Genomic DNA, 22,694 nt, shown 5'->3' with positions numbered 1-22,694 from the left:
GTTCAGGCCTGCGGCTTGCTGTCGCTGTCGGCGGCCGGGGCGGCCTCGGCGTCGGTAGCGGCTTCTTCGGCCACGTCGCCCTCGGCGGCTTCACCTTCTTCGCCTTCTTCAGCGTCGACGCCTTCGAACTCGGCGACCAGCTTGTCCAGGTATTCGTCGGCGGTCTGGCCGGAGTCGGCCGCCAGGGTGTCCAGCAGCTTCTGCAGCAGCTCGGAGTATTCCAGGTTGACCGTGCGGCCTTCCTTCTCCTGCACGTTGGCCAGGTGCTTGAGCATGGCCAGCATCGGCACCGGGTTCTCGGCGTTGCCCATGGTCTGGCCACCGATGGCCAGCAGCCACTCACGGCCCTGCAGGCCGATCGCTGCGACCACCTGGCCGTCTTCGCTGGTCAGCACGGCGTGGTTCTGCACCTGCTGCTGGGCGTTCAGACGGAGGAACGGGCGCTTGGCCTGGTGCTTCTTGCGCTTGTCGCGCTTGGCCTTGGAGGACTGGGACATGGAGTGGATCACCTGAAAACGGAAAGACCGCCATTGTAGCGGGTGCGTCGGGTGATGCCCCTGGTGGGTGCGGACCTTGGTCCGCACGCTTTCCCGGATGTGCGGACCAAAGTCCGCACCCACAGATTATTTTGCCGGCCCCTGCGCGGCCTGCACGTCCGGGTCGGCCGTCGGTGCTGACAGCCCGACCTGCGGGCCGGCCCCGGCCAGGGCGGCCGCTTCGGCGGCCTGGGTCATCACCACGATGCTGATGCGGCGGTTGATCGGGTTCTGCGGGTCGGCCTTGTCGAACAGCACCGACGAGGACAGGCCGACCACGCGGGTGATCTTGCTGTCGTCCAGGCCGCCGTCGACCAGCGCACGCCGTGCGGCGTTGGCGCGGTCAGCGCTCAGCTCCCAGTTGCCATAGCCACGCGCGGCAGAATAGGCGGTGATGTCGGTGTGGCCCGTCAGGCTGATCCGGTTCGGCACGTGGTTCAGGTAATTGGCCAGCTCATGCAGGATCTGCTGCGTGTACGGCTTCAGCGTGGCACTGCCGAGATCGAACATCGGCCGGTTCTGCTTGTCCACGATCTGGATGCGCAGGCCCTCCGGGGTCAGGTCCAGCAGCAGCTGGTCCTTGAACGGTTCCAGTGCCTGGCTCTTGCTGATCGCCTCCTGCAGCTCCTTCATCAGCTGCTCCAGCTGCTGCTTGTCGCGCTGCTGCTGGTCCATCGGCTGCGGTACGGCTTCCTTCTGGTTCTGGAAGGGATCGTTGCTGTTGCCGCGGGAGATGTCGGTGGCACCGCCGAGCTTGATCATCGAGGTGCTGGCGCCGCCCGGGCCGGCCATGCCCGGCGCCGGGGTGGCACTCTGCCCGCTCAGCGGGCTGGGATTGCGGAAGTACTCGGAAATGGCCGCACGCTCGGGTTTGCTGGTGCTGGCCATCAGCCACAGCACCAGGAAAAAGGCCATCATCGCGGTCACGAAGTCGGCGTAGGCGACCTTCCACGAGCCGCCGTGGTGGGCGGCGTGGCCGGCCTTCTTGACCCGGCGGACGATGACGGTGGGCTTGGTCTCGGCCATGGCTTACTTGACCGTCTTCAGGTGCTGCTCGAAATCGGAGAAGGCCGGGCGCACGTTCGACGGCAGCGTCTTGCGGGCGAATTCCAGCGCGATCTTCGGGTTGTAGCCGCGCAGGCAGGCCAGCAGGGCGGTCTTCACCGACTCATAGATGCGGCTATCCTGCTCGGCGCGGGCTTCCATTGCCGCCGCCATCGGGCCGACGAAGCCGTAGCCCAGCAGGATGCCGAGGAAAGTACCCACCAGCGCGCCGGCCACGTGGCCACCCACTTCGACGATGTCGCCGCCGATCGATCCCATGGTGATGACGATGCCCAGCACCGCCGCGACGATGCCGAAACCGGGCAGTCCGTCGGCGACCTTGGTCAGCACCTGCGACGGTGCCATGGCCTCGGCGTGGTGCTTTTCCAGCTCCAGTTCCAGCAACGGCTCCAGCTCGTGCGGCTCGATGTTGCTGCCGATCATCAGGCGCAGGCAGTCGGTGATGAAGTCGATCAGGTGGTGGTCGGCCTGCACCTTGGGGTAGTTGCCGAACAGCGCGCTCTCGGCCGGGCGCTCGACATGGTCTTCCAGCGCCATGAAGCCTTCGCGGCGCGCCTTGTTGAGCAGTTCGTAGAGCAGGCTGAGCACATCGATGTAGTCCTGCTGCTTGTAGCGTGGGCCCTTGAACACGCCCACCATCGCCTGCAGGGTCTGCTTTACGGTCTTGGCCGGGGTGCCGACCAGGAACGCACCCAGCGCGGCACCGCCGATGATGACCAGCTCGTAAGGCTGCCACAGCGCCCCCAGCCGTCCATGTGCGCCGAGGTAGCCGCCCAGCACGCTGATGATGACGACCAGGAATCCAACGATGATGAGCATGGCGCGACGCAAGGAGCGGGGATATCTCCTTGTCGGCCCGTCACCTGGTTTTCTGAAGAGGGAATTCTGTGAAATCCGTCAGCGGGGTATTTCAGCCCGCCACGCCGCTTTCTGCGCCGCCACGCTGCAGCGGATCGGGCCATGGCTCGCCGTTACCCGTGAACGAAAGTGAGACGGAGTTCAGGCAGTGGCGCTCGTAGGTCGGCGGCGGGCCGTCCGGGAACACGTGGCCCAGGTGGCTGCCGCAGCGCGCGCAGGTGATCTCGGTGCGGACCATGCCGTGGCTGGTATCGCGGATCTCGCGCACGTGCGCCGGATCGAACGGGGCGAAGAAGCTGGGCCAGCCGGTGCCGGAATCGAACTTGGTGCTGGAGCGGAACAGCGGCAGCGCACACAGCCGGCAGCAGTAGACGCCCTCACGCTTGTTGTCCAGGAACACGCCGCAGAACGGTGCCTCGGTGCCGTGCTGCAGCAGCACGCGGCGTTCCTCGCTGCTGAGGCCGGCGATCAGCGCCTCGGTCTGGGTGGCAGTGGGGGGCGTCAGGTCGAAGGCAGTCATGCCGGCTCTCCGTGGGGTCGATGGCCTGGGGATGCGGGCAAACGTGGGGGTGCCGGCGGCGCCTTGCAAGTGTGATGGCCGTTCATGGGCAGCACACGGGCGCAGGCGCATGGTGAATGCGATCCATGCCGGAGCGTGCCATGAAACCGTGCCTTCCCCTCCTGTTGATCGCCCTGCTGCCTGCGCTGGCGCTGGCGCAGGTGCCAACGGCCGACCCGACCGCCACCCGCAGTGCCACCACCGTGGCGCCCGCCTCGGTGGCACCGCCTCCGCAGCCGGCGCGCCCGCAGCCGCAGGTGCTGCCCTCGCCGCAGCCGGTGCAGCCGATCAAGTCCACCGGCCCGGCCCAGGTTGCGCCGGCGCCGGCCTTGAATCCGTCGGACAAGGTGTATGACCGCAACGGCCGCATCATCCCGGGCGTGCGCCCGGCAGGCCCCAACCGCGTATTCGACTCGCGCACCGGCCGCTATTACGACAGCGTGCCGCAGGGCAGCGGCCAGCAGATCCGGTAGCGCCGGGCGGTGTACCTGAACTGCCGAAAACAGCCTGCGGGCGCTCACCACTTTTTCGCCTGCGATTAACCGTTCCGGGACCACCGTGGCCCTGCGCCGGCATTCCGCCGCCGCTTCTCCTTTGTCCACTGGATCGCGATCATGAAAAACCAGCAGAACCGTCATCCCGGCAAGGAACCGCAGGGCCGCAACCCGCAGCAGCAACAGCAACAACAGCAACAACAGATGGATCAGCAGCAGCCGCACAAGGGTGGCAAGCAGCAGGAGCAGCGCTCGCAGAAGCACCCGCAGCAGCGCTGACAGAGCCGGGGTCAGAGCCCGCTGTGCGGGATCTGACCCCTCACCACGGCATCGGGGTCGGATCCCGCACAGCGGGCTCTGGCCCCATCGGACGGCCCCGCTTCAATCCGGGACCGGCAGGGTCAGCGTCTCTTTCACCTCTTCCATGACGATGTAGCTCTTCGACTCACGTACATGCGGCAGCGTCAGCAGGGTGCTGCCGAGCAGCTTGCGATAGGAGGCCATTTCGCTGATCCGCGCCTTCAGCAGGTAATCGAAGTCGCCCGACACCAGGTGGCACTCCAGCACGTTGGGCAGTTTCAGCGCGGCGCGGCGGAACTCTTCGAAAATGTCACCGGACTTGTAGGCCAGGCTGATTTCCACGAACACCAGCAGGCTGGCTTTCACCGCGGCCGGGTCCAGATGGGCGTGGTAGCCGGTGATCACACCCTCGCGTTCCAGCCGTCGCACACGCTCGGTGCAGGGAGTGGTCGACAGGCCGACCCGTTCACCCAGTTCGGTGAAGGACATCCGGCCCTCGGCCTGCAGGATGCGCAGGATCTTGCGGTCGATCTTGTCCAGTTCGCGGGTACGGGTGGCCATGGCCGTCAACCTTGGGGAATGAATTGCAGGAGAACATCCTGCCGGTTGATTTCAAAACAGGCAAATCAACTGGTATTGGCTGTCTATACTTCCCCAATTATGGTCCCGGCACGCTCCAGTGCAGGGAATGATCGGGTTGGAGAAGTCCCATGCGAGTCCTAGTTCTCGGCAGCGGCGTGATCGGCACCACCAGTGCCTGGTACCTGCGGCAGGCCGGGTTTGAAGTCACGGTCATCGACCGCCAGCCCGGCCCTGCGCTGGAAACCAGCTTCGCCAACGCCGGCCAGCTGTCGTTCGGCTACACCTCGCCGTGGGCAGCCCCGGGCGTGCCGAAGAAGGCGATCGGCTGGCTGTTCGAGAAGCACGCGCCACTGGCGATCCGCCCGGGCATGGACCTGGCCCAGTACCGCTGGCTGTGGCAGATGCTGCGCAACTGCACCCACGAGCGCTACGCGATCAACAAGGCGCGCATGGTGCGCATGTCCGAGTACAGCCGCGATTGCCTGAACGAGCTGCGCGCGCAGATCGGCATCGAATTCGAAGGCCGCGACTTGGGCACTACCCAGCTGTTCCGCACCCAGCAGCAGCTGGATGCCTCGGCGCAGGATATCGAGATCCTGGCCCAGTACGGCGTGCCGTACGAGGTGCTGGACCGCGCCGGCATCATCCAGGCCGAACCGGCCCTGGCCCACGTCGATGGCCTGGTCGGCGCGCTGCGCCTGCCGCGCGACCAGACCGGTGATTGCCAGCTGTTCACCCGCCGCCTGGCGCAGCTGTGCGTCGATGCCGGTGTCGAGTTCCGATTCGACCAGGACATCACTGGGCTTGAGTTCGACGGCGACCGCATCACCGGCGTGCGCATCGACGGCAAGCTGGAAACCGCCGATCGCTTCGTGGTCGCGCTGGGCAGCTATTCGCCGGCGCTGGTCGCCCCGCTGGGCATGCGCCTGCCGGTGTACCCGCTGAAGGGCTATTCGCTGACCCTTCCGATCACCGACCCGGCGATGGCACCGACCTCGACCATCCTCGATGAGAGCTACAAGGTGGCGGTGACCCGCTTCGACGACCGCATCCGTGTCGGCGGCATGGCCGAAGTGGCCGGCTTCGACCTGTCGCTGTCGCCGCGCCGTCGCGAGACCCTGGAGCTGGTGGTTCGTGATCTGTACCCGAAGGGCGGTGACCTGTCGCGCGCTCAGTTCTGGACCGGGCTGCGTCCGGCCACGCCGGACGGTACGCCGGTGATCGGCGCCACGCCGTTCCGCAACCTGTATCTCAACACCGGCCACGGCACGCTGGGCTGGACCATGGCCTGCGGTTCGGGCCGCTACCTGGCCGATCTGATGAGCGCGCGCCAGCCGCAGATCAGCACCGAAGGCCTGGATATCTTCCGCTACGGCCAGTACGGCCACGCCCCGCAACACGAGAACCGCACATGCGTCCTGCCCGCGCGCTGATCGATCTGGGCGCCCTGCGCAGCAACTACCGGTTGGCCCGCGAACTCGGCGGTGGCAAGGCCCTGGCGATCATCAAGGCCGATGCCTATGGCCACGGCGCAGTGCGCTGTGCACAAGCCCTGGAAACCGAGGCCGATGGCTTCGGCGTGGCCACCATCGAAGAAGCGCTGGAGCTGCGCCAAGCCGGCATCCGTGCGCCGATCCTGCTGCTGGAAGGCATCTTCGAGCCCAGTGACATGGCCTTGGTGGCCGAACACGATTTCTGGTTCGCGGTCGGCTCGCCGTGGCAGCTGGAGGCGCTTGCCGCCTTCGACAGCCCGCGCCCGCTGACGGTGTGGCTGAAGCTGGACAGCGGCATGCACCGCCTCGGCCTGGACGTGGACAGTTTCCGCGCCGCGCACCAGCGCTTGTCCGCGCTGCCGCAGGTCGAGCGCATCGTGCTGATGACCCACCTGGCGCGTGCCGACGAGCTGGACAGCGAGCGTACCCACGAGCAGGCCGCGACCTTCGCCCATGCCATCGAGGGCCTGGAAGGCGAAACCAGCGTGTGCAATTCGCCCGCGCTGCTGGGCTGGCCGGATGTGCGCAGCGACTGGGTACGCCCGGGCCTGATGCTGTACGGCGCCAATCCATTGCCGGAACACAGCGGGCTCACCGAACGCCTGCGCCCGGTGATGACGATGCAGTCCAAGGTGATCGCCGAGCGCTGGATCGAGCCCGGTGAGCCGGTGGGCTATGGCGCCCGCTTCGTGTCCAAGGCACGCACCCGTGTCGGTGTAGTGGCGCTGGGCTACGCCGATGGCTACCCGCAGTTCGCGCCCAATGGCACCCCGGTGTTGATCGATGGGCGCCCCGGCGGGCTGATCGGCCGGGTGTCGATGGACATGCTGACGGTGGACCTGACTGCGCATCAGCAGGCCGGGGTCGGCAGCGTGGTGGAGCTGTGGGGCACCGCGCCGACACTGGCGGAACTGGCACCACGCTGTGGCGTAAGTGCCTATCAGCTGCCGTGTGGCGTCAAGCGCGTGGCACGCGTCTATCAGGACTGAGGGGTTGCCGGCCAGCGGCCGGCACTACCGGAATCCGAAGGTAGTGCCGGCCGCTGGCCGGCGCCGTGCATGCGTGTCGACCAAGGTCGACGCCTACCAATGGGCTCTACCGTGCAGCAGTGGCCTGGGTCGTCAGCTCCCGCTTCACCCAGTCGTCGATCAGGCGCTTCTCGTAGCGCAGCGGGTCGCTGTCGCTCTTCAGCCCCAGGTTGTGCAGGTAGCCGGTATCGCTGAGCTTGGCTTCACCTTCGTCGACGATGCGGCCGCTGGCGTCCTTCAGCGAGTAGTGCAGGGTGATCCGCGGTGGATAGATGTCGCGCATGATCCGGATGTCACTGCCGCGCGGGCCGTGCCAGGGTTCATAGTCGCCAGCGCGCTTGATGTCGACCAGGGTCACGTCCAGGGTCTGCCCGGGTTGCAGTGGCTTGGCCGCCGTGGTCTGCACGTAGCTGGCCAGCTGCTGCACCCAGTTGCCGCGTTCGGCCTCGAAGCGGTTGGTGCTCTGGCGGATTTCGGTGAATTTGGCCGGGTCGTCCCACTTCACGCTGACCGGGCCGTTGGCCTGCAGCGCGCGCGGTGCCTCCGGATCGGTCACGGCGCGCGGCGCGGCGTTCGCGCTGCCCACCACAAGGGCGCCTGCCAGCAGCAGGCCAGTGGCCAATGAGCGGTTCATGACGGTCTCCTGCGTCCCGGCGAGGGGACGATGTTGATCACGGATCGAGTGTGATCCTGCGGCGGGGCGACAGCAATGGCCTGTTGCGTTGTGCGCAAGGGCGGTTGCCACCAATTCATCGTCGTCAACCATGACTGACGGCGCTTGACGCTGTGAATACGCTCTTTGGAAGATGCTGTGCCTCCATCCGGCCCGTCCAGACGCCCTTGTCCACACTGCCGCCCCTAGTGGAGCGCCCACCGATGATGGTGCCGGCGCCCGAACCCGACCTGCATCATGGCGTGCTTGAGCGCATCAACGCCGGTTTCTGCGTGATCCAGGTGCTGTTCGAGGGTGACCGCGCGGTGGACTACCGCTTCATCGAGGTCAACGATGCCTTCGAGCGCCATACCGGGCTGAAGGATGTCCGCGGCCAGCGCATGACCGCGCTCGAACCCAGCCACGAACAGGACTGGTTCCGCATCTACGGGGATGTGGCCCGCAGCGGCCGCCCGGCGCAGTTCGAGATGGAAGCGCGTGCGCTGGGCCGCTCGTTCGCGGTGGACGCGGTGCGTGTGGGCCGGCCCGGCGAAGACAAGGTCGGCATCCTGTTCTTCGACATCACCGCGCGCAAGCAGATGGAAGTGGAGCTGGGCGAGAGCGAAGCCCGTTTCAGCGCGTTGGCCGATGGCCTGCCGATGCCGGTCTGGGTGCTCGACGAGCGGGGTCACGCCCGCTTCGTCAACAGCGCCTTCAGCGAGTTCTTCGGCGGCGACGAGACACGTGTACCGGAGGACGTCTGGCGTGGCCTGGTGCACCCGGACGATGCCTCGGTGTTCGAGTACGAACTGCAGGAGGCACTGAAGGCGCAGCGCTCCATGCATGCGCTGGTGCGTGCGCGACGGGCCGATGGCCAGTGGCGCTGGCTGGAGATGAATGCCCGTCCGCGCTTCTCGCGCATGGGGCGCTTCATCGGCCTGGCCGGCAGCAGCCCGGACGTGACCGAGCGCCGCGAGATCGAGCTGGCCCGCGAGGAGTTGCTGCAGTCCGAGCGCGCCGCGCGCAGCGCCGCAGAGAACATGGCACGGTTGAAGGATGAATTCCTGGCCACGCTGTCGCACGAACTACGCACGCCACTGACCACCATCCTGGGCTGGAGTGAACTGCTGCTGCAGCGCGTGGACAACACCAGCCCGCTGTTCAAGGGCCTGAACGTGATCGCCAACAGCGCCGCGGCGCAGAAGCGCCTGATCTCGGACATGCTCGATCTCAGCAGCATGCTGCTGGGCAAGGTGCAGCTGGAAGTGGAGGTGCTGGACCTGCGCGACGTCCTCAACGAGGCGGTGGGTGCGCAGGAGCTGGTGGCCGAAGGCAAGGCACTGGACGTGCACCTGCAGCTGCCCGGGCAGTCCAGCCTGGTGCTGGGCGATGCCACCCGCCTGCAGCAGGTGTTCTGGAACCTGTTGTCGAACGCGATCAAGTTCACTCCGGCCGAAGGCCGCATCGACCTGGCATTGCAGGCCGACGGCAATCACTGGGTGGTTACCGTGCGTGACACCGGCGACGGCATCGCGCCGGAATTCCTCAACCACCTGTTCAGCCGCTTCCGCCAGGCCGATGGCACCACCACCCGCCGCCATGGCGGCCTGGGCCTGGGCCTGGCGATCGTGCAGCAGCTGGTTGAACTGCACGGCGGCACCGTCACTGCCGCCAGCGACGGCCACGGCCATGGCGCCACGTTCACCGTGCGCCTGCCCATGTACCTCCCCGATGCAGAGCGGCGACCGCTGCGCGAAGTGATCAGCGGGCCGATCCTGGAGCCGGTGATCGTCGAGCCATATCCGCTGCGTGGCATGCACGTGCTGGCGGTGGAGGACCAGCCGGAAGTGCTGGAGTACCTGCGGCGCATGCTGGAAGAGCAGGGGGCCAGCGTGTCGGCGGCCAGTTCGGCTGGTGAAGCGCTGGCGCTGCTGGCCGACACCGGTCACCTGCAGTATCAGGTGATGCTGACCGACATCGGCATGCCGGGCATGGATGGCTATGGGCTGGTGCGCACGCTGCGCGAGGACATGGGCGTGGATGCTGCGACCCTGCCTGCCGTAGCCGTGACGGCGCTGGCGCGTGCCGACGACCGGCGCCGCGCGCTGGCATCGGGTTTCCAGGAGCACGTGGCCAAACCCTACTCGGTGGCGCAGCTGGTGGCGGCAGTACGCAAGGTGCAGGTGCCGCGCGCCGACAGCGCGCTGCACTGAGCATTCACGGGTGATCGGCGACCCTGCACGCAGGAGGTCGCCGATGTCCCGTACAGCTCCCCGTATCCATACCGATCCGGCGCAGATCGCGCGTCTGGAAGCCCTGTTGCCGCAGCTGGAAGGCGAAACGCAGGTGGAACTGACCCTGCACGATGGCCGGCGCCTGCTCGGCACGGTGGCGGTGAAGCCGACCGTGCAGCAGTACCGCAACCAGGCCGGCGATGAAGGCAGCAACGGCCAGTTGCGCCTGGACGACTACGACACGCCGGTGCAGCAGCATCACGTCTGGCTGGATGAGATCGCCAGCATCCGCAGGTTGCCGCCGCGGGTCTGACGGCAACCTGCCGATCTCCCATCCACGCGTGGCGTGGATCTGCTGATGGACTGCGCCACGCCATGCGTGGATGGATGCATCACACCGACGCCATGCGTGGTCGCCGTCCATCAATGCTCGAACAACGTCGGCGTCGCCTCGAATCGCCGGGCGTAGGCGCGTTCTTCCGCGACCCGGGCCACTTCGTCGTCGGCCAGGTCCGGTGCGCCATACACCGCATAGGCCACGCTGCCGTCGGCGCCATGGCCGACCTGGTGCAGCCGGTAGCGCGAGTGGCCGCCGCCGGTGTCCTCGGGGTAATGCACGGGCGGATGGCTGCCTTCCAGGTCCATTTCACTGTTGTCGACCACGCCACCGACGAACAAGGCTCGCATGCAGGTTCTCCTGGGTTTCCGGGGGGAGCCTCTACCCTGAACGTTCCAATGTTGCTGGCACATCAAGGCCCCGTTCGGGTTTTGCAAAGTGGCCTGGCGGGGACGGCCCGGCCAAGCCGGTACAATGGACGGCCCTCACGCTTGAAGTACCCGCGCCGATGGCCTCCAGCGACGACGCCCCCCTGCAGACCCTGCTCCTGCCGTTCTCCCAAGGCGCCCTGCGCTGGCCGGAGGGCCCGGTGGCCTTCCTGCGTGCCCGCGACGGCTGGCCGCTGCGTGAAGCGGCCGGCAACCGCGAAGTGCACTGCGAACAGAGCTTCGCCCCGTTTGCCGAGCCGCTGCAGCAGGCCGCCGGCTGGACCGTCAGCGGCCAGCTGGATGACGTGGCCGGCAAGGGCCGCTACCCGCTGGTGCTGGTGCTGCCGCCGCGTCAGCGCGAAGAGGCCCGTGCGCTGTTCGCCCGCGCGCTGGCGCTGGTAGCCGACGGCGGCCGCATCGTCGCCTGCCAGTCCAACAACGAAGGCGCGCGCTCCGGTGAAGGCGACCTCAAGCAGCTGGCCGGCCTCGGCGGCAGCCTGACCAAGAACCATTGCCGCGCGTACTGGACCGCGCCGATGCAGGGCCAGCATGACGCCGACCTCGCCAAGCGCTGGTCGGCGCTGGACGCGGTGCGGCCGATCGTCGGTGGCCGCTTCCTCAGCCGTCCGGGCGTGTTCGCCTGGGACCGCGTCGATCCGGCCTCGGCGCTGCTGGCCGAGCACCTGCCGGCCGACCTGGCCGGTCGCGCGGCCGACCTCGGTGCCGGCTACGGTTACCTGTCGCGCGAGTTGCTCGAGCGCTGCCCGAAGATCACCGCGCTGGACCTGTACGAGGCCGAGCAGCGTGCGCTGGCGCTGGCCGAACTGAACCTGGCGCCGCCGCCACGCGCGCTGCCGCTGCGCTTCCTGTGGCGCGACGTCACCGCTGGCATCGAGCCGGGCTACGACGTCATCATCAGCAATCCACCGTTCCACACGCCGTCGCGGGCCGACCGCCCGGACATCGGCCAGCGCTTCATCGCCGTGGCCGCGCAGGCGCTGCGCCCGGGCGGGCGCCTGTACGTGGTGGCCAACCGCCACCTGCCGTACGAGTACACCCTCAACGACAGCTTCGGCACGGTGCGCGTGATTGCCGAGCGCGACGGCTTCAAGCTGGTCGAGGCAGTAAAGGGGAAGGGCAAGTGAAGCTGGTCAAGCACATCGCCAACCTGGGCTACGGCAGCCGCAAGCAGGTGCAGTGGATGTTCCGCGAGGGCCGCGTTACCGATGCCGAGGGCGAGGTGCTGTACGCCGACGACCAGGTGCCGCACGAAGCCATCCGTGTCGATGGCGAGCCACTGGACCCGCCGGTGGGGCTGTCGATCGCACTGCACAAGCCGGCCGGCTACACCTGTTCGACCAAGGACACCGGCCGCCTGATCTACGACCTGCTGCCACCTCGCTTCCGCGACCGCGACCCGGTGCTGTCCACCGTCGGCCGCCTGGACCGCGAGACCAGTGGCCTGCTGCTGCTGACAGACGACGGCGGCCTGCTGCATCGGGTCATCTCGCCGAAATCGAAGCTGCCCAAGGTCTACGAAGTGGAACTGAGCGACGATCTGCGCGGTGATGAGGTGGCGTTGTTCGCCAGCGGCACGCTGATGCTGGAGTCCGAGAAGACGCCCCTGCTGCCGGCTGAACTCGACGTGCTGGATGCGCGTCATGCACGGCTGGTGCTGCACGAAGGCCGTTACCATCAGGTACGCCGCATGTTCGCCGCCGCCGGCAACCACGTGCAGGCCCTGCATCGCAGCCGCGTCGGCGGGCTGGACCTGCAGGGATTGGACGAGGGGCAATGGCGACAGCTCACTTCCACCGACCTGGATACGCTGTTCGCTCCATGACTGCCATCGCTGCGCTGCCGTTCCTCCCCGACGCCGTCATCTTCGACATGGACGGCCTGATGATCGACAGCGAGCGGGTCTCGCTGGCCTGCTGGAGCGAGGCCGCCGATGAATTCGGCCTGGGCCTGGATGATGCGGTGTTCCTGCGCATGGTCGGCCTCGGTGACCGCGATACGCACGCGTTGCTGCACGCGCAGGGCATCGAGGACAGCGTGATCGAGGCGGTGGCGGCACGCTGTCATGAGTTGTACGAAGCGCGCACGCAGACCGGCCTGCCACTGCGGCCGGGCATCCTGGAGCTGCTGGAACTGCTGAAGGCGCATGCGGTCCCGCGCGCGGTGGCGACCACCACGCGGCAGCCGCGCGCCAACCGCAAGCTGGCCGCCGCTGGCCTGCTGCCGTACTTCGATGCAGTGATCACCAGTGGCGATGTGGCGCGGCCGAAGCCTGCACCGGACATCTACCTGCTGGCCGCGCAGCGGCTGGGCCAGGCACCGCAGCGCTGCCTGGCGCTGGAAGATTCACCCGCCGGTACGCGGGCTGCACTGGCGGCCGGCATGACCGTGATCCAGGTGCCGGACCTGGTGCATCCGGATGAGGAACTGCGCGCACTCGGCCACCGCATCGTCGGTTCGCTGGTGGACGCGCACGCGCTGCTGCTGCCGTTGCTGCCGAAGTAACCGGTAGGTGCCGACCGTTGGTCGGCACACCTGGCCCCATCAGACCCGCCCGAACACCAGTGCGGCGTTGGTACCGCCGAAACCGAAGCTGTTGGACATCACCGTATCCAGCGTCTGCTCTCGGCTTTCGCGCAGGATCGGGAAGTCGGCCACCTTCGGGTCCAGTTCGCCGATGTTGGCCGAACCGGCCACGAACCCATCGCGCATCATCAGCAGGCAGTAGATCGCCTCGTGCACGCTGGCGGCACCCAGCGAATGGCCGGACAGTGCCTTGGTCGAGGACAGCGGCGGCACGGCATCGCCGAACACTTCGCGGATCGCATTGAGCTCGGTGACGTCGCCCAGCGGGGTCGAGGTGCCGTGGGTGTTGAGATAGTCCAGCGGGCGATCGACGCCCTGCAGTGCCATCTTCATGCAGCGCACCGCGCCTTCACCGGACGGGGCGACCATGTCGGCGCCATCGGAGGTCACGCCATAGCCGATCAGTTCGGCATGGATATGCGCACCGCGTGCGACGGCGTGGTCGTAATCCTCCAGCACCAGCATGCCGCCGCCACCGGCGATGACGAAGCCATCGCGGTCCTTGTCGTAGGGACGCGAGGCACTGGCCGGGGTGTCGTTGAAGCTGGTCGACAGTGCACCCATCGCATCGAACATCACGCTCATCGACCAGTGCAGGTCTTCGCCGCCACCGGCGAACATGATGTCCTGTGCGCCATGGCGGATCATGTCCGCGGCCGCGCCGATGCAGTGGGCCGAGGTCGCGCAGGCGGCCGACAGCGAGTAGCTGACGCCCTTGATCTGGTAGGCGGTGGCCAGGCAGGCCGAGACCGTCGAGCACATCGTGCGAGGCACCATGTACGGGCCGACCTTGCGCACGCCACGTTCGCGCAGCAGGTCGACGGCACCGATCTGCCATTCGCTGGAGCCGCCACCGGAACCGGCGATCAGGCCGGTACGCAGGTTGCTGACCTGCTCGGGGCTGAGTCCGGCATCGGCGATGGCATCGCGCATGGACAGGTAGGCAAAGGCGGCCGCATCGCTCATGAAGCGCTTCTGCTTGCGATCGATCAATGCGTCCAGGTCGAGGTCGACACGGCCACCGACCTGGCTGCGCAGGCCGGCTTCGGTGTGGTCAGCCAGCGAGGTGATGCCCGAGCGGCCTTCGCGCAGCGCGGCCGAAACGGTGTCCAGATCATTGCCGAGGCAGGACGTGATGCCCATGCCGGTGATGACGACGCGACGCATCAGAAACTCCCGGTTTCAGTGAACAGGCCGACGCGCAGGTCGCGCGCGTTGTAGATTTCGCGATCATCCACGTACATGCGGGCATCCGACTGGGCCATCACCAGTTTGCGGTTGATCACCCGGCTGATGTCGATCTCGTAGCGCACGAGCTTGGCGTCCGGCAGTACCTGGCCGGTGAACTTCACCTCGCCACAGCCCAGCGCACGGCCCTTGCCGGGGGCGCCCAGCCAGGTCAGGAAGAAGCCGGTCAGCTGCCACATAGCATCCAGGCCCAGGCAGCCGGGCATCACCGGGTCGCCGATGAAGTGGCAGCCGAAGAACCAAAGGTCCGGGCGGATATCCAGCTCGGCGCGTACCATGCCTTTGCCATGCGGTCCGCCGTCCTCGCGGATTTCAGTGATGCGGTCGAACATCAGCATCGGATCGTTGGGCAAACGGCCGGCAGCGCTGCCGAACAGTTCACCGCGTGCGCTGGCCAGCAGCTGTTCGCGGTTGAACGCGTGGAGACGGGTCATGAAGCACAATCCTGGAAGCGGGGAAACAGGGAAACAAGTCCTCGAGAATGCCCGTGGAGCCTGCGTCGATCAAACATTTCAACCGTACGCAACCGTAGTGTTTTCAAGGGAATACGCGCATCCTGTTGATGTGCAACGACCATACTTCGGCGTGTGGCCCGCACGGCCCACCCCCGCCCCGTCCGCCTGACATGACCCGACTGCGCAAGATCATCCACGTCGACATGGACGCGTTCTACGCGTCGGTGGAGCAGCGTGACGATCCGTCACTGAGGGGCAAGCCGGTGGTGGTGGCATGGCGCGGCGCGCGTTCGGTGGTGTGCGCGGCGTCGTATGAGGCGCGCGTGTTCGGTGTGCGTTCGGCGATGCCCGCCGTGCGAGCCGAGCGCCTGTGCCCGGACGCGATCTTCGTGCCGCCTGACTTCGCACGTTACAAGGCGGTGTCACAGCAGGTCCGCGCGATCTTCCTGCGGCATACCGACCTGGTTGAGCCGCTGTCGCTGGATGAAGCCTACCTGGACGTGACCGAGCCGAAGAGTGGCATCGAGCTGGCCACTGACATCGCCCGCACCATCCGCACGCAGATCCGTGAGGAAACCCACCTGACCGCTTCAGCGGGGATCGCACCGAACAAGTTCCTGGCCAAGATCGCTTCGGACTGGCGCAAGCCCGATGGCCAGTTCGTGATTCCCCCGCAGCGGGTGGATGCCTTCCTGCTGCCGCTGCCGGTGAACCGGGTGCCTGGCGTCGGCAAGGTGATGGAGGGCAAGCTGGCCGCGCAGGGCATCGTCACCTGCGGCGACCTGCGGCAGTGGGCGCTGGTCGATCTGGAAGAGGCTTTCGGCAGCTTCGGCCGCAGCCTGTACAACCGTGCGCGTGGCGTTGATGAGCGGCCGGTGGAACCGGACCAGCAGGTGCAGTCGATCTCTTCGGAGGACACCTTCGCCGAGGACCTGCGGCTGGAAGATCTGGGCGAGGCGATCGTGCAGCTGGCGGAGAAGACCTGGAATGCCACCCGCAAGACCGAGCGTGTGGGCCACACCGTGGTGCTGAAGCTGAAGACCGCGCAGTTCCGTATCCTCACCCGCAGTTTCACTCCCGACCGGCCCCCGGAATCGATGGAGGAGCTGCGTGATATCGCGCTGGCACTGCGCACCCGCGTGGATCTGCCGGCGGAGACGCGTTACCGCCTGGTCGGCGTCGGGCTCGGCGGCTTCCGCGAAAAGGAGGCGGTGGTGCAGGGGGAACTGTTCGAGCACGAAACGAACGATTCCCCGCAAAGCTGATCTACGTGTCGACCAAGGTCGGCACCCACCAAGAGCAGGTCATTCCATCCAGACAGATTGCGGAGATCTGTCGAAGGCGGGGTGGGTCCGGTTGCGGGGGCGTGAGCCGCATGGATGCGGCGACCGAGCTTGCATGGACGTACTTGCAGCGCCCCCCGCAACCGGACCCACCCCGCCATCCCACGGAATCCAGCTGTTGCTGCTGCCGTTGAGGGTGCCGGCCTGTGGCCGGCACTACCGCAGGTGCAGGGCGCAGCCTGCAGAAGAACCCCCTACCTCATGGCCACTGCATCTCGCCCTTGGCGACCTTTGCGCTCAGTTCCAGCGATGCCTCGCCGGCCAACGTCGGGTAACGCGCCTGCATCGCCTTCACCAGCGCCGCACTGTCCTTGGCTTTTGCCGCTTCGGCGTCGAATGCGCGGATGTAGTCAGCGGTGAAGCGCAGTGCGCTGGCATCCAGCGCCGCACCCGGCGCGTAATGCCCGGGCACCACCACCTTCGGCTTCAGTGCCTGCAGCCGCTGCAGGGTCTGCAGCCAGTCGGTGTGCGACTTCGGCGTCTGCGTGTCGGCCATCCACACGTGCTCGCCGGCCACCACCGGAATGCCGCCGACGATCGCACGCAGTGACGGCACCCACAGCACCGTGCGGTCCGGTGTCGGCCCCTTCAACCCGATCAGCGGCAGCCGCTGGCCCTCCAGCTGCAGCGCATCGCCGTCCAGCACCTCCGGCACCACGATGCGCGCCGGCACGTCGGCGCCCATTTTCGGTCCCCAGAAGGCCTGCTTGCCGGCCTGGGTCTGCTGGATATGGGCGACGGTCTGCGCCGTGGCGACGATGCGTGCCTGCGGGAATGCGTCCTGCAGCGTAGCCAGGCCAAAGTAGTAGTCCGGATCGCCGTGGCTGATGTAGATCGTGGTCAGCTTCTTGCCGCTGGCGCGGATCAGCTCGACCAGTTTGCGCGCATCGCTGGCACCGAACTGCGCATCGACCAGGATGGCATCATGGCGGCCTTCGATCAGAACCGAGGACACCGAGAACATCGCCTGCGGGCCGGGATGGAAGGTCTGCAGGTGCAGCTGGGATTTCGTCGCGGTGGCCGGCGCGACGGTGGCCGGTGCGGCCAGCAGCGGAGCACTGGTGAAGCTGGCGGCCAGGGCGAGGGGAAGCAGAAGGGCAGCGGTACGCATGGGAATTCCTTGTGTAGAGCCGAGCCAATGCCCGGCTGCATGTTCGCGTAGAGCCGAGCGCGGGCTATGCCGGGCGTGTCCCTGCCCGGCCCCCTGCGGGCCGTCGCAAGCGACGTTGGCAACGGCTCCTGCCGTTGCCTTCGGCTCTACAAGGGACGTACGTGGATCAATACGCTGCGGTGATGATCTGCTTCGGGTACTGGTGCGCCTCCAGCTCGGCGACGAACGCCGCGCCGTAGTCGGCGTAGCTGATGCGGCTGTGGCCGCTGGCATCGGCGAGGAAGGCCTTGGGCTGCACGCGGTACTGGCCACGTTCTTCGCCCGGGCCGATTTCGGCGGCCGGCGAGAAGAAGGTCCAGTCCAGGTCATCCACCGCCTGCAGGCGCTTGAACGCCTCACGGTGGGCCAGCGCGTACGGCTTGTAGGCCTCCGGGAAGTTGGGGGTATCGACCAGCTGCACGCCAGGCGCGACTTCCAGGCTGCCGGCGCCACCGACCACCACCAGGCGCGGCACACCGGCCCTGCGTGCGGCGGCGGCCAGCTGCGCGGCCACTTCGCCGACGCGGCCGATGTCATCGCCCGGGCGCGGACCGTAGGCACTGGCCAGCACGTCGTGGCCGGCGATGGCGGCGACCAGGGCGTCCTGGTCATCCAGCGAGGCGATCACCGGATGGGCACCGGCCAGTTCGGCAGGCAAGTCCTGCGCGCTGCGCACGATGACGGTGAGTTCATGGCCGTGAGCCAGCGCGTGGCGGGCGATCTGGCGGCCGATGTTGCCGGTGGAACCAACGAGGGCGATCTTCATGGCAGGACTCCGTGGGGCGGTGTGGGGTGGGAATGGGGCCACTCTAGGTCGCTGCGGTCGCTCGAAAAACAGCGTATAACGCGTTTGTTTGTTGCATGGATCGAGCAGATGGATCGATTGACCGCCATGACCGTATTCGTTGAGGTCGCCGAGCGCGGCAGCCTGACCGTGGCGGCCGAGGTGCTGGACATGTCGAGGGCGATGGTCAGCCGCTACCTGGCCGAGGTCGAGGGTTGGCTGGGGGCGCGCCTGCTGCATCGGACCACCCGCCGGGTCAGCCTGACCGGTCCGGGCGAGGCGGCATTGGCGCGCTTCCGGCAGATGCTGGCGATCGGCGAGGAGCTGCAGGGCGAGCTGGCCAGTGATGACCCCGAACCGCATGGCACCCTGCGGGTGACTGCCAGCGTCTCGTTCGGGCAGAGCCACCTGGCGCGGGCGGTGGCGGGCTTTGTCGCACGTCATCCAGCGGCGCGCATCGAGCTGCTGCTGGTCGATCGCATGGTGAACCTGGTCGAGGAGCGTGTAGACCTGGCGGTGCGCATCGCCCGCCAGATCGACCCCAGCCTGATCGCGCGGCGGCTGGCCACGTGCCGCTCGGTACTGTGCGCGACACCGGCCTATCTGCAGGCGCGCGGCACCCCGACCGCGCCGGAACACCTGGCTGCGCACAACTGCCTGACCCATCATTACGTCGGCAAGAGCCTATGGCAGCTGCACCGCGACGGCCGTTCGCTGTCGGTGGCGGTGGGCGGCAACATCAGCGCCAATGAAGCTTCGCTGCTGCTGGAAGCGGTGCGCGCCGACGCCGGCATCGCCATGTTGCCGACCTACCAGGTGGCGCCGTTGCTGCGCAGTGGCGAGCTGATCGAGCTGCTGCCCGAGTTCAGTCTGGACGAACTCGGCATTCATGCCGTGTATGCATCGCGCCGCCAGCAGCCCGCTATCATGCGCCGATTCCTGGATTTCCTGGCCGAGTGTTTCGCCAGCCCGGCCTTCCAGGATCTGGATTGGCGCCCATCGGGCAAGGAGAACACATGAACCATGGACGGGCCTTGATCGACCACAACCGTGCTGCCTGGGACCGCCAGGCCAGCGAAGTGCGCGAATGGTCGCGCCCGGTTGAAGCTTCCACTGTCGCTGCCGCCCGCGAAGGGCGCTGGCAGGTGCATCTGACCCCGCGCGCGCTGCCGCTGGACTGGCTGGGGGATGTGCGCGGCCGCCGCATCCTGTGCCTGGCCTCGGGCGGCGGGCAGCAGGGACCGGTGCTGGCGGCGGCCGGTGCCGAAGTGACCGTGTTCGATCTGTCCGATGGGCAGCTGGAACAGGACCGCAGCGTGGCCGCGCGCGATGGCCTGCAGCTGCGCACGGTGCAGGGCGACATGCGCGACCTGCACGTGTTCGCCAACGACAGCTTCGACGTGGTGTTCCATCCGATCTCCAACCTGTACGTGCCCGACGTGCGCCCGGTGTGGACCGAATGCCGTCGCGTGCTGGCGCGCGATGGCATGCTGATGGCCAGCTTCTACAACCCGGTGTTGTTCGTCGGCGCGCGCGATCCGCAGCTGGACGCGCAGGGCCTGATCCGGCCGCAGTACGCCATTCCCTATTCGGACCTGGAAGACCTGCCGCCGGCCGAGCGCGAGGCGAAGCTGGCCCGCGGCGATGCGATGACCTTCGGCCACAGCCTGACCGAACTGATCGGCGGTCAGCTCGATGCCGGCTTCGTCATCGATCGCTTCATGGAAGACTGGCAGCCGCAGCCGCGCTTCCTGATCGATCGTTATCTGCCGACCTTCCTGGCCACCCGCGCGCGCCGGATCGGCTGAGCCGGAGCGACAGGAGGATCTACGGAAAAAGGGGCGGCGTACAATGGACGGCCCCATGTCGTACAGGTGCCGTCCCTTGCCGTATCCCTATCCGCTGGTCGTGTTCGACCTCGATGGCACGCTGGTCGACAGCGCCGCCGATATTGCCGAAGCGCTGAACCGCACGCTGCAGGACATCGGCATGGCGCGCGTGCCCGAAGCCACCGTGCTCGGCTGGATCGGTGACGGCGTGCGCCGGTTGGTGGAGCAGGCCGTGCATGCCGCTGGTCGTGAGGTCGACCTGGCCGAGGTGATGCCGGTATTCATGGTGCACTACCGTGAGTGCCTGCTGCGCAGCCCGCGCCTGTTCGATGGCGTGGCCGAGGCGCTGACGCAGCTGCGCGCGCGCGACGTGCCACTGGCGATCTGCACCAACAAGCCCGAAGCGCTAGTGCCGCCACTGCTGCAGCACCTGGGCATCGGTGATGCATTTGCGCTGGTACTGGGCGGCGATTCGTTGCCGCAGCGCAAGCCCAGCGGCGCGCCACTGCGGCACATCGCCGCGCACTTCGGGCTGCCGGTGGACGCCTGCCTGATGGTGGGCGATTCGCTGACCGACTACCGGGCCGCGGAAGACGCCGGCATGCCGATCGCGCTGGTGCGCTACGGCTATCCGCGCGGCCTGGATCTGGCCACCGCACATGCGGTGGCGGTGATCGACGATCTGCGTGAACTGCCAGGGTTGGCTGCCGGCATTCCGGTGTAGAGCCGAGCCCACGCTCGGCTCTACAGTAGATCGACGCCATGCGTCGATGGCATCAGGCGACGCCGGGCATGGCCCGGCGCCACCGTTTACACATTAACCGATCATTTTGGCTGGTAACGCACGCTCAGCTGGTATTCGCGGCCGGGCTGGTTGAACCACGCCACGGTCTCGTAGCGGCGGTCGAACACGTTGGCCGCGCGCGCCAGCAATGACCACGACGGCGTCAGCGCGTACTCGGCGCGCAGGTCGAGCGTGCCGTAACCACCGACCTGCACCCTGTTCGCGGCGTCGTCATAGCGCTTGCCCGCACCCTGTACGGTCAGGCCGGCGCGGAAGTCGCCGAAGCGGCGATCGATGTCCAGCCGCGCGGTCTGCTGTGCACGACGCGGCAGCCAGTTGTCGAACTGGCTGCTGCCGCGGGTGCGGTTGCGCGGGTCGGTGTAGCTCAGCTGTGCATTGATGTCGAAACCGGCCAACAGCAGGCCACCGGTCAGCTCGGCACCGCGGATGCGTGCCTTTTCCACCTGCTGCATCTTCATCGTGAGCGCATCGTAGGTGATCAGGTCATCGATGCGGGTTTCGTACACGTCCAGGCCCCAGTGCCAACCCTGGCCCTGCTGCGAAACGCCGAGGTTGGCGCTCTTGGACTTCTCCGGCTTCAACGTCGGCACGCCGCTCCAGGGGTCGTACAGATCGCTGAAGGTCGGCGCCTTGAACGCGGTGCCGTAGCTGGCATTGACGCGCAGGCCGTGGTCCAGTTCCATCGCCCAGCCAACGCTGCCGGTGGCATGGTTGCCGAACTGCTGGTTGTCGTCGTTGCGCGCACTGGCCTGCAGCTGGTGGCGGCCGAAGCGGCCCTGGTACTGCACGAACACACCGGTGTTGCGGCGGCTGTCGACCAGATACCCGGCACTGCTGCCATCCAGGTTGTCCTCGCTCCAGTCCACGCCGGTGCTCAGCAGCTGGCCCTCGGCCAGGCCGATGTCGCCCTGCAGCGAGGCGCTGTTGCGATGGGTCTGCGCGCTGCCGCGTGCACCGGAATCGCCGAAGTTGTCCGATTCATTGTCGCTGCGGCCGACATTGGCGGTGAAGGCCAGGTGCTCGGACGGGGTGTAGCGCACCTTGCCGGCCAGCACCTGCTGGCGGGTTTCCGAATAGTTGTAGTAGCCGTCGTAATGGTTCTTGCCGTCGGCGCGCAACGCGCTGCCTTCCACGTTCCACTGATCGTTGAAGGTGTAGCCGCCACGCAGGCTCTTGGACAGGTTGCGGTAACCGTCGCGGTCGTGTTCGTCGGCAAAGCAGCCGGTGAACAGCGTGGCCGAGCCACGGCAGGCGTCGATGCCATCGGAATGCTGGTAGGCGATGTCGGCACCGAACCAGCCGCGTTCGGTACCGCCGCCGATGCCACCGCTGGCCTCGCGCAGGCCGTTGCTGCCGCCACCGAGCTGGAAGTGCGGAGCGAAATCGCCCTGGTTGCGACGGGTGAAGATCTGGATCACGCCACCGATGGCGTCGGCGCCGTACAGGCTCGACTGCGGGCCACGCACGATTTCCACGCGTTCGATCTGCGCCAGCGGCAGGTCCTGGTACATGGCCAGGCCGAGGTCGGCACTGTTGATGCGCACGCCATCGACCAGCACCACGGTATGGCCTGAATTGGTGCCGCGCAGGAACAGCGAGCTCTGCTTGCCGAGCCCGCCGGCATTGGTCAGGTTGATGCCGGCGCGGCCGCGCAGCAGTTCCTGCAGCGAGGTGGCCTGGCTGGATTCGATCTGCGCACGGTCGATCACCTGGGCTGGCGCGATGCTGTCCTGCAGGGCGATCGGGGTGCGGGTGGCGGTGACCAGGATCTGGTCGAGCGCGGTGGTGTCATCGGCGGCCTGGGCCAGCGCGGGCAGGGCGGCCAGCACGGCCAGGGACAGCATTCGGGACTGCAGCTTCATGGGGACTCCAGGTGCCACGCACGCCCGCGTGGCGAAGGGGAGGAGCCG

General features: G+C 67.3%; 25 protein-coding genes. 13 read left to right on the top strand and 12 right to left on the bottom strand.

Annotated elements, in window-relative coordinates:
• Positions 1 to 2: 2 nt before the first annotated feature.
• From ABH900_RS15645 to msrB, 4 genes are all read right to left on the bottom strand, one after another.
• Positions 3 to 497, bottom strand: coding sequence for a hypothetical protein (locus ABH900_RS15645; protein ID WP_429624053.1), 495 nt, complete (start codon positions 495 to 497; stop codon positions 3 to 5).
• A 126-nt stretch (positions 498 to 623) separates the two neighbouring features.
• On the bottom strand, positions 624 to 1,562 hold the full coding sequence (gene motB, locus ABH900_RS15640; protein WP_429624051.1) for a flagellar motor protein MotB: 939 nt from the start codon (positions 1,560 to 1,562) through the stop codon (positions 624 to 626).
• 3 nt (positions 1,563 to 1,565) lie between these two features.
• Positions 1,566 to 2,420: a flagellar motor stator protein MotA gene (gene motA, locus ABH900_RS15635; protein WP_008264562.1), complete on the bottom strand. Its 855-nt coding sequence runs from the start codon at positions 2,418 to 2,420 to the stop codon at positions 1,566 to 1,568.
• A gap of 91 nt (positions 2,421 to 2,511) precedes the next feature.
• A complete protein-coding gene (msrB, locus tag ABH900_RS15630; RefSeq protein ID WP_005415117.1) occupies positions 2,512 to 2,979 on the bottom strand; it encodes a peptide-methionine (R)-S-oxide reductase MsrB in 468 nt (155 codons plus the stop codon).
• Between the two features lie 140 nt (positions 2,980 to 3,119).
• Here msrB and ABH900_RS15625 point away from each other — a divergent pair, with 140 nt between their 5' ends.
• Together ABH900_RS15625 and ABH900_RS15620 are read left to right on the top strand one after the other, a co-directional pair.
• On the top strand, positions 3,120 to 3,491 hold the full coding sequence (locus tag ABH900_RS15625) for a classical arabinogalactan protein 4 (protein ID WP_429624049.1): 372 nt from the start codon (positions 3,120 to 3,122) through the stop codon (positions 3,489 to 3,491).
• Positions 3,492 to 3,632: 141 nt separating this feature from the next.
• On the top strand, positions 3,633 to 3,791 hold the full coding sequence (locus ABH900_RS15620; RefSeq protein ID WP_133933693.1) for a lana protein: 159 nt from the start codon (positions 3,633 to 3,635) through the stop codon (positions 3,789 to 3,791).
• Between the two features lie 102 nt (positions 3,792 to 3,893).
• On the opposite strand, the gene ABH900_RS15615 is transcribed toward ABH900_RS15620, so the two are convergent.
• The gene (locus ABH900_RS15615) at positions 3,894 to 4,373 is read right to left on the bottom strand and encodes a winged helix-turn-helix transcriptional regulator (protein WP_429624047.1); all 480 of its coding nucleotides are present in this window, start codon (positions 4,371 to 4,373) and stop codon (positions 3,894 to 3,896) included.
• A gap of 149 nt (positions 4,374 to 4,522) precedes the next feature.
• On the opposite strand from ABH900_RS15615, the gene ABH900_RS15610 reads away from it, so the two are divergent.
• Together ABH900_RS15610 and alr are read left to right on the top strand one after the other, a co-directional pair.
• On the top strand, positions 4,523 to 5,827 hold the full coding sequence (locus ABH900_RS15610) for a D-amino acid dehydrogenase (protein WP_429624045.1): 1,305 nt from the start codon (positions 4,523 to 4,525) through the stop codon (positions 5,825 to 5,827).
• Entirely contained in the window at positions 5,806 to 6,876 is a 1,071-nt protein-coding gene (gene alr / locus ABH900_RS15605; RefSeq protein WP_429624044.1) for an alanine racemase, read from the top strand. The genes ABH900_RS15610 and alr overlap by 22 nt, the downstream gene beginning before the upstream one ends.
• Positions 6,877 to 6,982: 106 nt before the next feature.
• On the opposite strand, the gene ABH900_RS15600 is transcribed toward alr, so the two are convergent.
• Complete coding sequence (locus tag ABH900_RS15600; protein WP_429624042.1) at positions 6,983 to 7,549, bottom strand: DUF3016 domain-containing protein; 567 nt, start codon at positions 7,547 to 7,549, stop codon at positions 6,983 to 6,985.
• A 242-nt stretch (positions 7,550 to 7,791) separates the two neighbouring features.
• Here ABH900_RS15600 and ABH900_RS15595 point away from each other — a divergent pair, with 242 nt between their 5' ends.
• Both ABH900_RS15595 and ABH900_RS15590 read left to right on the top strand, forming a co-directional pair.
• The gene (locus ABH900_RS15595; RefSeq protein ID WP_429624040.1) at positions 7,792 to 9,780 is read left to right on the top strand and encodes a PAS domain-containing hybrid sensor histidine kinase/response regulator; all 1,989 of its coding nucleotides are present in this window, start codon (positions 7,792 to 7,794) and stop codon (positions 9,778 to 9,780) included.
• Positions 9,781 to 9,823: 43 nt separating this feature from the next.
• Positions 9,824 to 10,114: a DUF3247 family protein gene (locus tag ABH900_RS15590; RefSeq protein ID WP_429624039.1), complete on the top strand. Its 291-nt coding sequence runs from the start codon at positions 9,824 to 9,826 to the stop codon at positions 10,112 to 10,114.
• Positions 10,115 to 10,224: 110 nt separating this feature from the next.
• Here the strand turns inward: ABH900_RS15590 and ABH900_RS15585 are convergent, their stop codons facing one another.
• On the bottom strand, positions 10,225 to 10,488 hold the full coding sequence (locus ABH900_RS15585) for a hypothetical protein (RefSeq protein ID WP_005407925.1): 264 nt from the start codon (positions 10,486 to 10,488) through the stop codon (positions 10,225 to 10,227).
• A 158-nt stretch (positions 10,489 to 10,646) separates the two neighbouring features.
• On the opposite strand from ABH900_RS15585, the gene ABH900_RS15580 reads away from it, so the two are divergent.
• The 3 genes from ABH900_RS15580 to ABH900_RS15570 are packed head-to-tail and all read left to right on the top strand — an operon-like array spanning position 10,647 to position 13,089.
• A complete protein-coding gene (locus ABH900_RS15580; protein WP_429624037.1) occupies positions 10,647 to 11,711 on the top strand; it encodes a class I SAM-dependent methyltransferase in 1,065 nt (354 codons plus the stop codon).
• Positions 11,708 to 12,409 carry a pseudouridine synthase gene (locus tag ABH900_RS15575; protein ID WP_429624035.1) on the top strand — a complete coding sequence of 234 codons (702 nt, stop codon included), beginning with the start codon at positions 11,708 to 11,710 and terminating at the stop codon, positions 12,407 to 12,409. The genes ABH900_RS15580 and ABH900_RS15575 overlap by 4 nt, the downstream gene beginning before the upstream one ends.
• On the top strand, positions 12,406 to 13,089 hold the full coding sequence (locus ABH900_RS15570; RefSeq protein WP_429624034.1) for an HAD family hydrolase: 684 nt from the start codon (positions 12,406 to 12,408) through the stop codon (positions 13,087 to 13,089). The genes ABH900_RS15575 and ABH900_RS15570 overlap by 4 nt, the downstream gene beginning before the upstream one ends.
• A gap of 39 nt (positions 13,090 to 13,128) precedes the next feature.
• On the opposite strand, the gene fabB is transcribed toward ABH900_RS15570, so the two are convergent.
• Complete coding sequence (fabB, locus tag ABH900_RS15565) at positions 13,129 to 14,337, bottom strand: beta-ketoacyl-ACP synthase I (RefSeq protein ID WP_429624032.1); 1,209 nt, start codon at positions 14,335 to 14,337, stop codon at positions 13,129 to 13,131.
• Positions 14,337 to 14,852, bottom strand: coding sequence for a 3-hydroxyacyl-[acyl-carrier-protein] dehydratase FabA (gene fabA, locus ABH900_RS15560; RefSeq protein ID WP_429624030.1), 516 nt, complete (start codon positions 14,850 to 14,852; stop codon positions 14,337 to 14,339). The genes fabB and fabA overlap by 1 nt, the downstream gene beginning before the upstream one ends.
• Positions 14,853 to 15,043: 191 nt before the next feature.
• Between fabA and dinB the strand changes: the two genes are divergently transcribed.
• The gene (gene dinB / locus ABH900_RS15555; protein ID WP_429624028.1) at positions 15,044 to 16,138 is read left to right on the top strand and encodes a DNA polymerase IV; all 1,095 of its coding nucleotides are present in this window, start codon (positions 15,044 to 15,046) and stop codon (positions 16,136 to 16,138) included.
• A gap of 277 nt (positions 16,139 to 16,415) precedes the next feature.
• Here the strand turns inward: dinB and ABH900_RS15550 are convergent, their stop codons facing one another.
• Together ABH900_RS15550 and ABH900_RS15545 are read right to left on the bottom strand one after the other, a co-directional pair.
• Positions 16,416 to 17,327: an MBL fold metallo-hydrolase gene (locus ABH900_RS15550; protein ID WP_429624027.1), complete on the bottom strand. Its 912-nt coding sequence runs from the start codon at positions 17,325 to 17,327 to the stop codon at positions 16,416 to 16,418.
• A 166-nt stretch (positions 17,328 to 17,493) separates the two neighbouring features.
• Positions 17,494 to 18,132: an NAD(P)-dependent oxidoreductase gene (locus ABH900_RS15545; protein WP_429624026.1), complete on the bottom strand. Its 639-nt coding sequence runs from the start codon at positions 18,130 to 18,132 to the stop codon at positions 17,494 to 17,496.
• Positions 18,133 to 18,240: 108 nt separating this feature from the next.
• On the opposite strand from ABH900_RS15545, the gene ABH900_RS15540 reads away from it, so the two are divergent.
• The 3 genes from ABH900_RS15540 to gph all read left to right on the top strand — a co-directional run bounded on the left by ABH900_RS15540 (position 18,241) and on the right by gph (position 20,703).
• Positions 18,241 to 19,170 carry a LysR family transcriptional regulator gene (locus tag ABH900_RS15540; protein WP_429624024.1) on the top strand — a complete coding sequence of 310 codons (930 nt, stop codon included), beginning with the start codon at positions 18,241 to 18,243 and terminating at the stop codon, positions 19,168 to 19,170.
• Complete coding sequence (locus ABH900_RS15535; protein ID WP_429624022.1) at positions 19,167 to 19,958, top strand: class I SAM-dependent methyltransferase; 792 nt, start codon at positions 19,167 to 19,169, stop codon at positions 19,956 to 19,958. The genes ABH900_RS15540 and ABH900_RS15535 overlap by 4 nt, the downstream gene beginning before the upstream one ends.
• Positions 19,959 to 20,034: 76 nt before the next feature.
• Complete coding sequence (gene gph / locus ABH900_RS15530) at positions 20,035 to 20,703, top strand: phosphoglycolate phosphatase (RefSeq protein ID WP_429624134.1); 669 nt, start codon at positions 20,035 to 20,037, stop codon at positions 20,701 to 20,703.
• Positions 20,704 to 20,804: 101 nt separating this feature from the next.
• Here gph and btuB read toward each other — a convergent pair whose 3' ends face one another.
• Entirely contained in the window at positions 20,805 to 22,646 is a 1,842-nt protein-coding gene (gene btuB / locus ABH900_RS15525) for a TonB-dependent vitamin B12 receptor (protein WP_429624021.1), read from the bottom strand.
• Between the last annotated feature and the right edge of the window lie 48 nt (positions 22,647 to 22,694).

The organism is Stenotrophomonas sp. AN71 (assembly GCF_050435725.1).
Classification (GTDB): Bacteria; Pseudomonadota; Gammaproteobacteria; order Xanthomonadales; family Xanthomonadaceae; genus Stenotrophomonas.
Note: the sequence above shows the minus strand (reverse complement) of the source record. Positions and strands in the feature narration are given on the sequence as shown.

Bases quoted from the DNA above. Each gene is read 5' to 3' on its own strand.
- ABH900_RS15645 (WP_429624053.1), bottom strand. From the start codon at position 497: ATGTCCCAGTCCTCCAAGGCCAAGCGCGACAAGCGCAAGAAGCACCAG.
- motB (WP_429624051.1), bottom strand. From the start codon at position 1,562: ATGGCCGAGACCAAGCCCACCGTCATCGTCCGCCGGGTCAAGAAGGCC.
- motA (WP_008264562.1), bottom strand. From the start codon at position 2,420: ATGCTCATCATCGTTGGATTCCTGGTCGTCATCATCAGCGTGCTGGGC.
- msrB (WP_005415117.1), bottom strand. From the start codon at position 2,979: ATGACTGCCTTCGACCTGACGCCCCCCACTGCCACCCAGACCGAGGCG.
- ABH900_RS15625 (WP_429624049.1), top strand. From the start codon at position 3,120: ATGAAACCGTGCCTTCCCCTCCTGTTGATCGCCCTGCTGCCTGCGCTG.
- ABH900_RS15620 (WP_133933693.1), top strand. From the start codon at position 3,633: ATGAAAAACCAGCAGAACCGTCATCCCGGCAAGGAACCGCAGGGCCGC.
- ABH900_RS15615 (WP_429624047.1), bottom strand. From the start codon at position 4,373: ATGGCCACCCGTACCCGCGAACTGGACAAGATCGACCGCAAGATCCTG.
- ABH900_RS15610 (WP_429624045.1), top strand. From the start codon at position 4,523: ATGCGAGTCCTAGTTCTCGGCAGCGGCGTGATCGGCACCACCAGTGCC.
- alr (WP_429624044.1), top strand. From the start codon at position 5,806: ATGCGTCCTGCCCGCGCGCTGATCGATCTGGGCGCCCTGCGCAGCAAC.
- ABH900_RS15600 (WP_429624042.1), bottom strand. From the start codon at position 7,549: ATGAACCGCTCATTGGCCACTGGCCTGCTGCTGGCAGGCGCCCTTGTG.
- ABH900_RS15595 (WP_429624040.1), top strand. From the start codon at position 7,792: ATGATGGTGCCGGCGCCCGAACCCGACCTGCATCATGGCGTGCTTGAG.
- ABH900_RS15590 (WP_429624039.1), top strand. From the start codon at position 9,824: ATGTCCCGTACAGCTCCCCGTATCCATACCGATCCGGCGCAGATCGCG.
- ABH900_RS15585 (WP_005407925.1), bottom strand. From the start codon at position 10,488: ATGCGAGCCTTGTTCGTCGGTGGCGTGGTCGACAACAGTGAAATGGAC.
- ABH900_RS15580 (WP_429624037.1), top strand. From the start codon at position 10,647: ATGGCCTCCAGCGACGACGCCCCCCTGCAGACCCTGCTCCTGCCGTTC.
- ABH900_RS15570 (WP_429624034.1), top strand. From the start codon at position 12,406: ATGACTGCCATCGCTGCGCTGCCGTTCCTCCCCGACGCCGTCATCTTC.
- fabB (WP_429624032.1), bottom strand. From the start codon at position 14,337: ATGCGTCGCGTCGTCATCACCGGCATGGGCATCACGTCCTGCCTCGGC.
- fabA (WP_429624030.1), bottom strand. From the start codon at position 14,852: ATGACCCGTCTCCACGCGTTCAACCGCGAACAGCTGCTGGCCAGCGCA.
- dinB (WP_429624028.1), top strand. From the start codon at position 15,044: ATGACCCGACTGCGCAAGATCATCCACGTCGACATGGACGCGTTCTAC.
- ABH900_RS15550 (WP_429624027.1), bottom strand. From the start codon at position 17,327: ATGCGTACCGCTGCCCTTCTGCTTCCCCTCGCCCTGGCCGCCAGCTTC.
- ABH900_RS15545 (WP_429624026.1), bottom strand. From the start codon at position 18,132: ATGAAGATCGCCCTCGTTGGTTCCACCGGCAACATCGGCCGCCAGATC.
- ABH900_RS15540 (WP_429624024.1), top strand. From the start codon at position 18,241: ATGGATCGATTGACCGCCATGACCGTATTCGTTGAGGTCGCCGAGCGC.
- ABH900_RS15535 (WP_429624022.1), top strand. From the start codon at position 19,167: ATGAACCATGGACGGGCCTTGATCGACCACAACCGTGCTGCCTGGGAC.
- btuB (WP_429624021.1), bottom strand. From the start codon at position 22,646: ATGAAGCTGCAGTCCCGAATGCTGTCCCTGGCCGTGCTGGCCGCCCTG.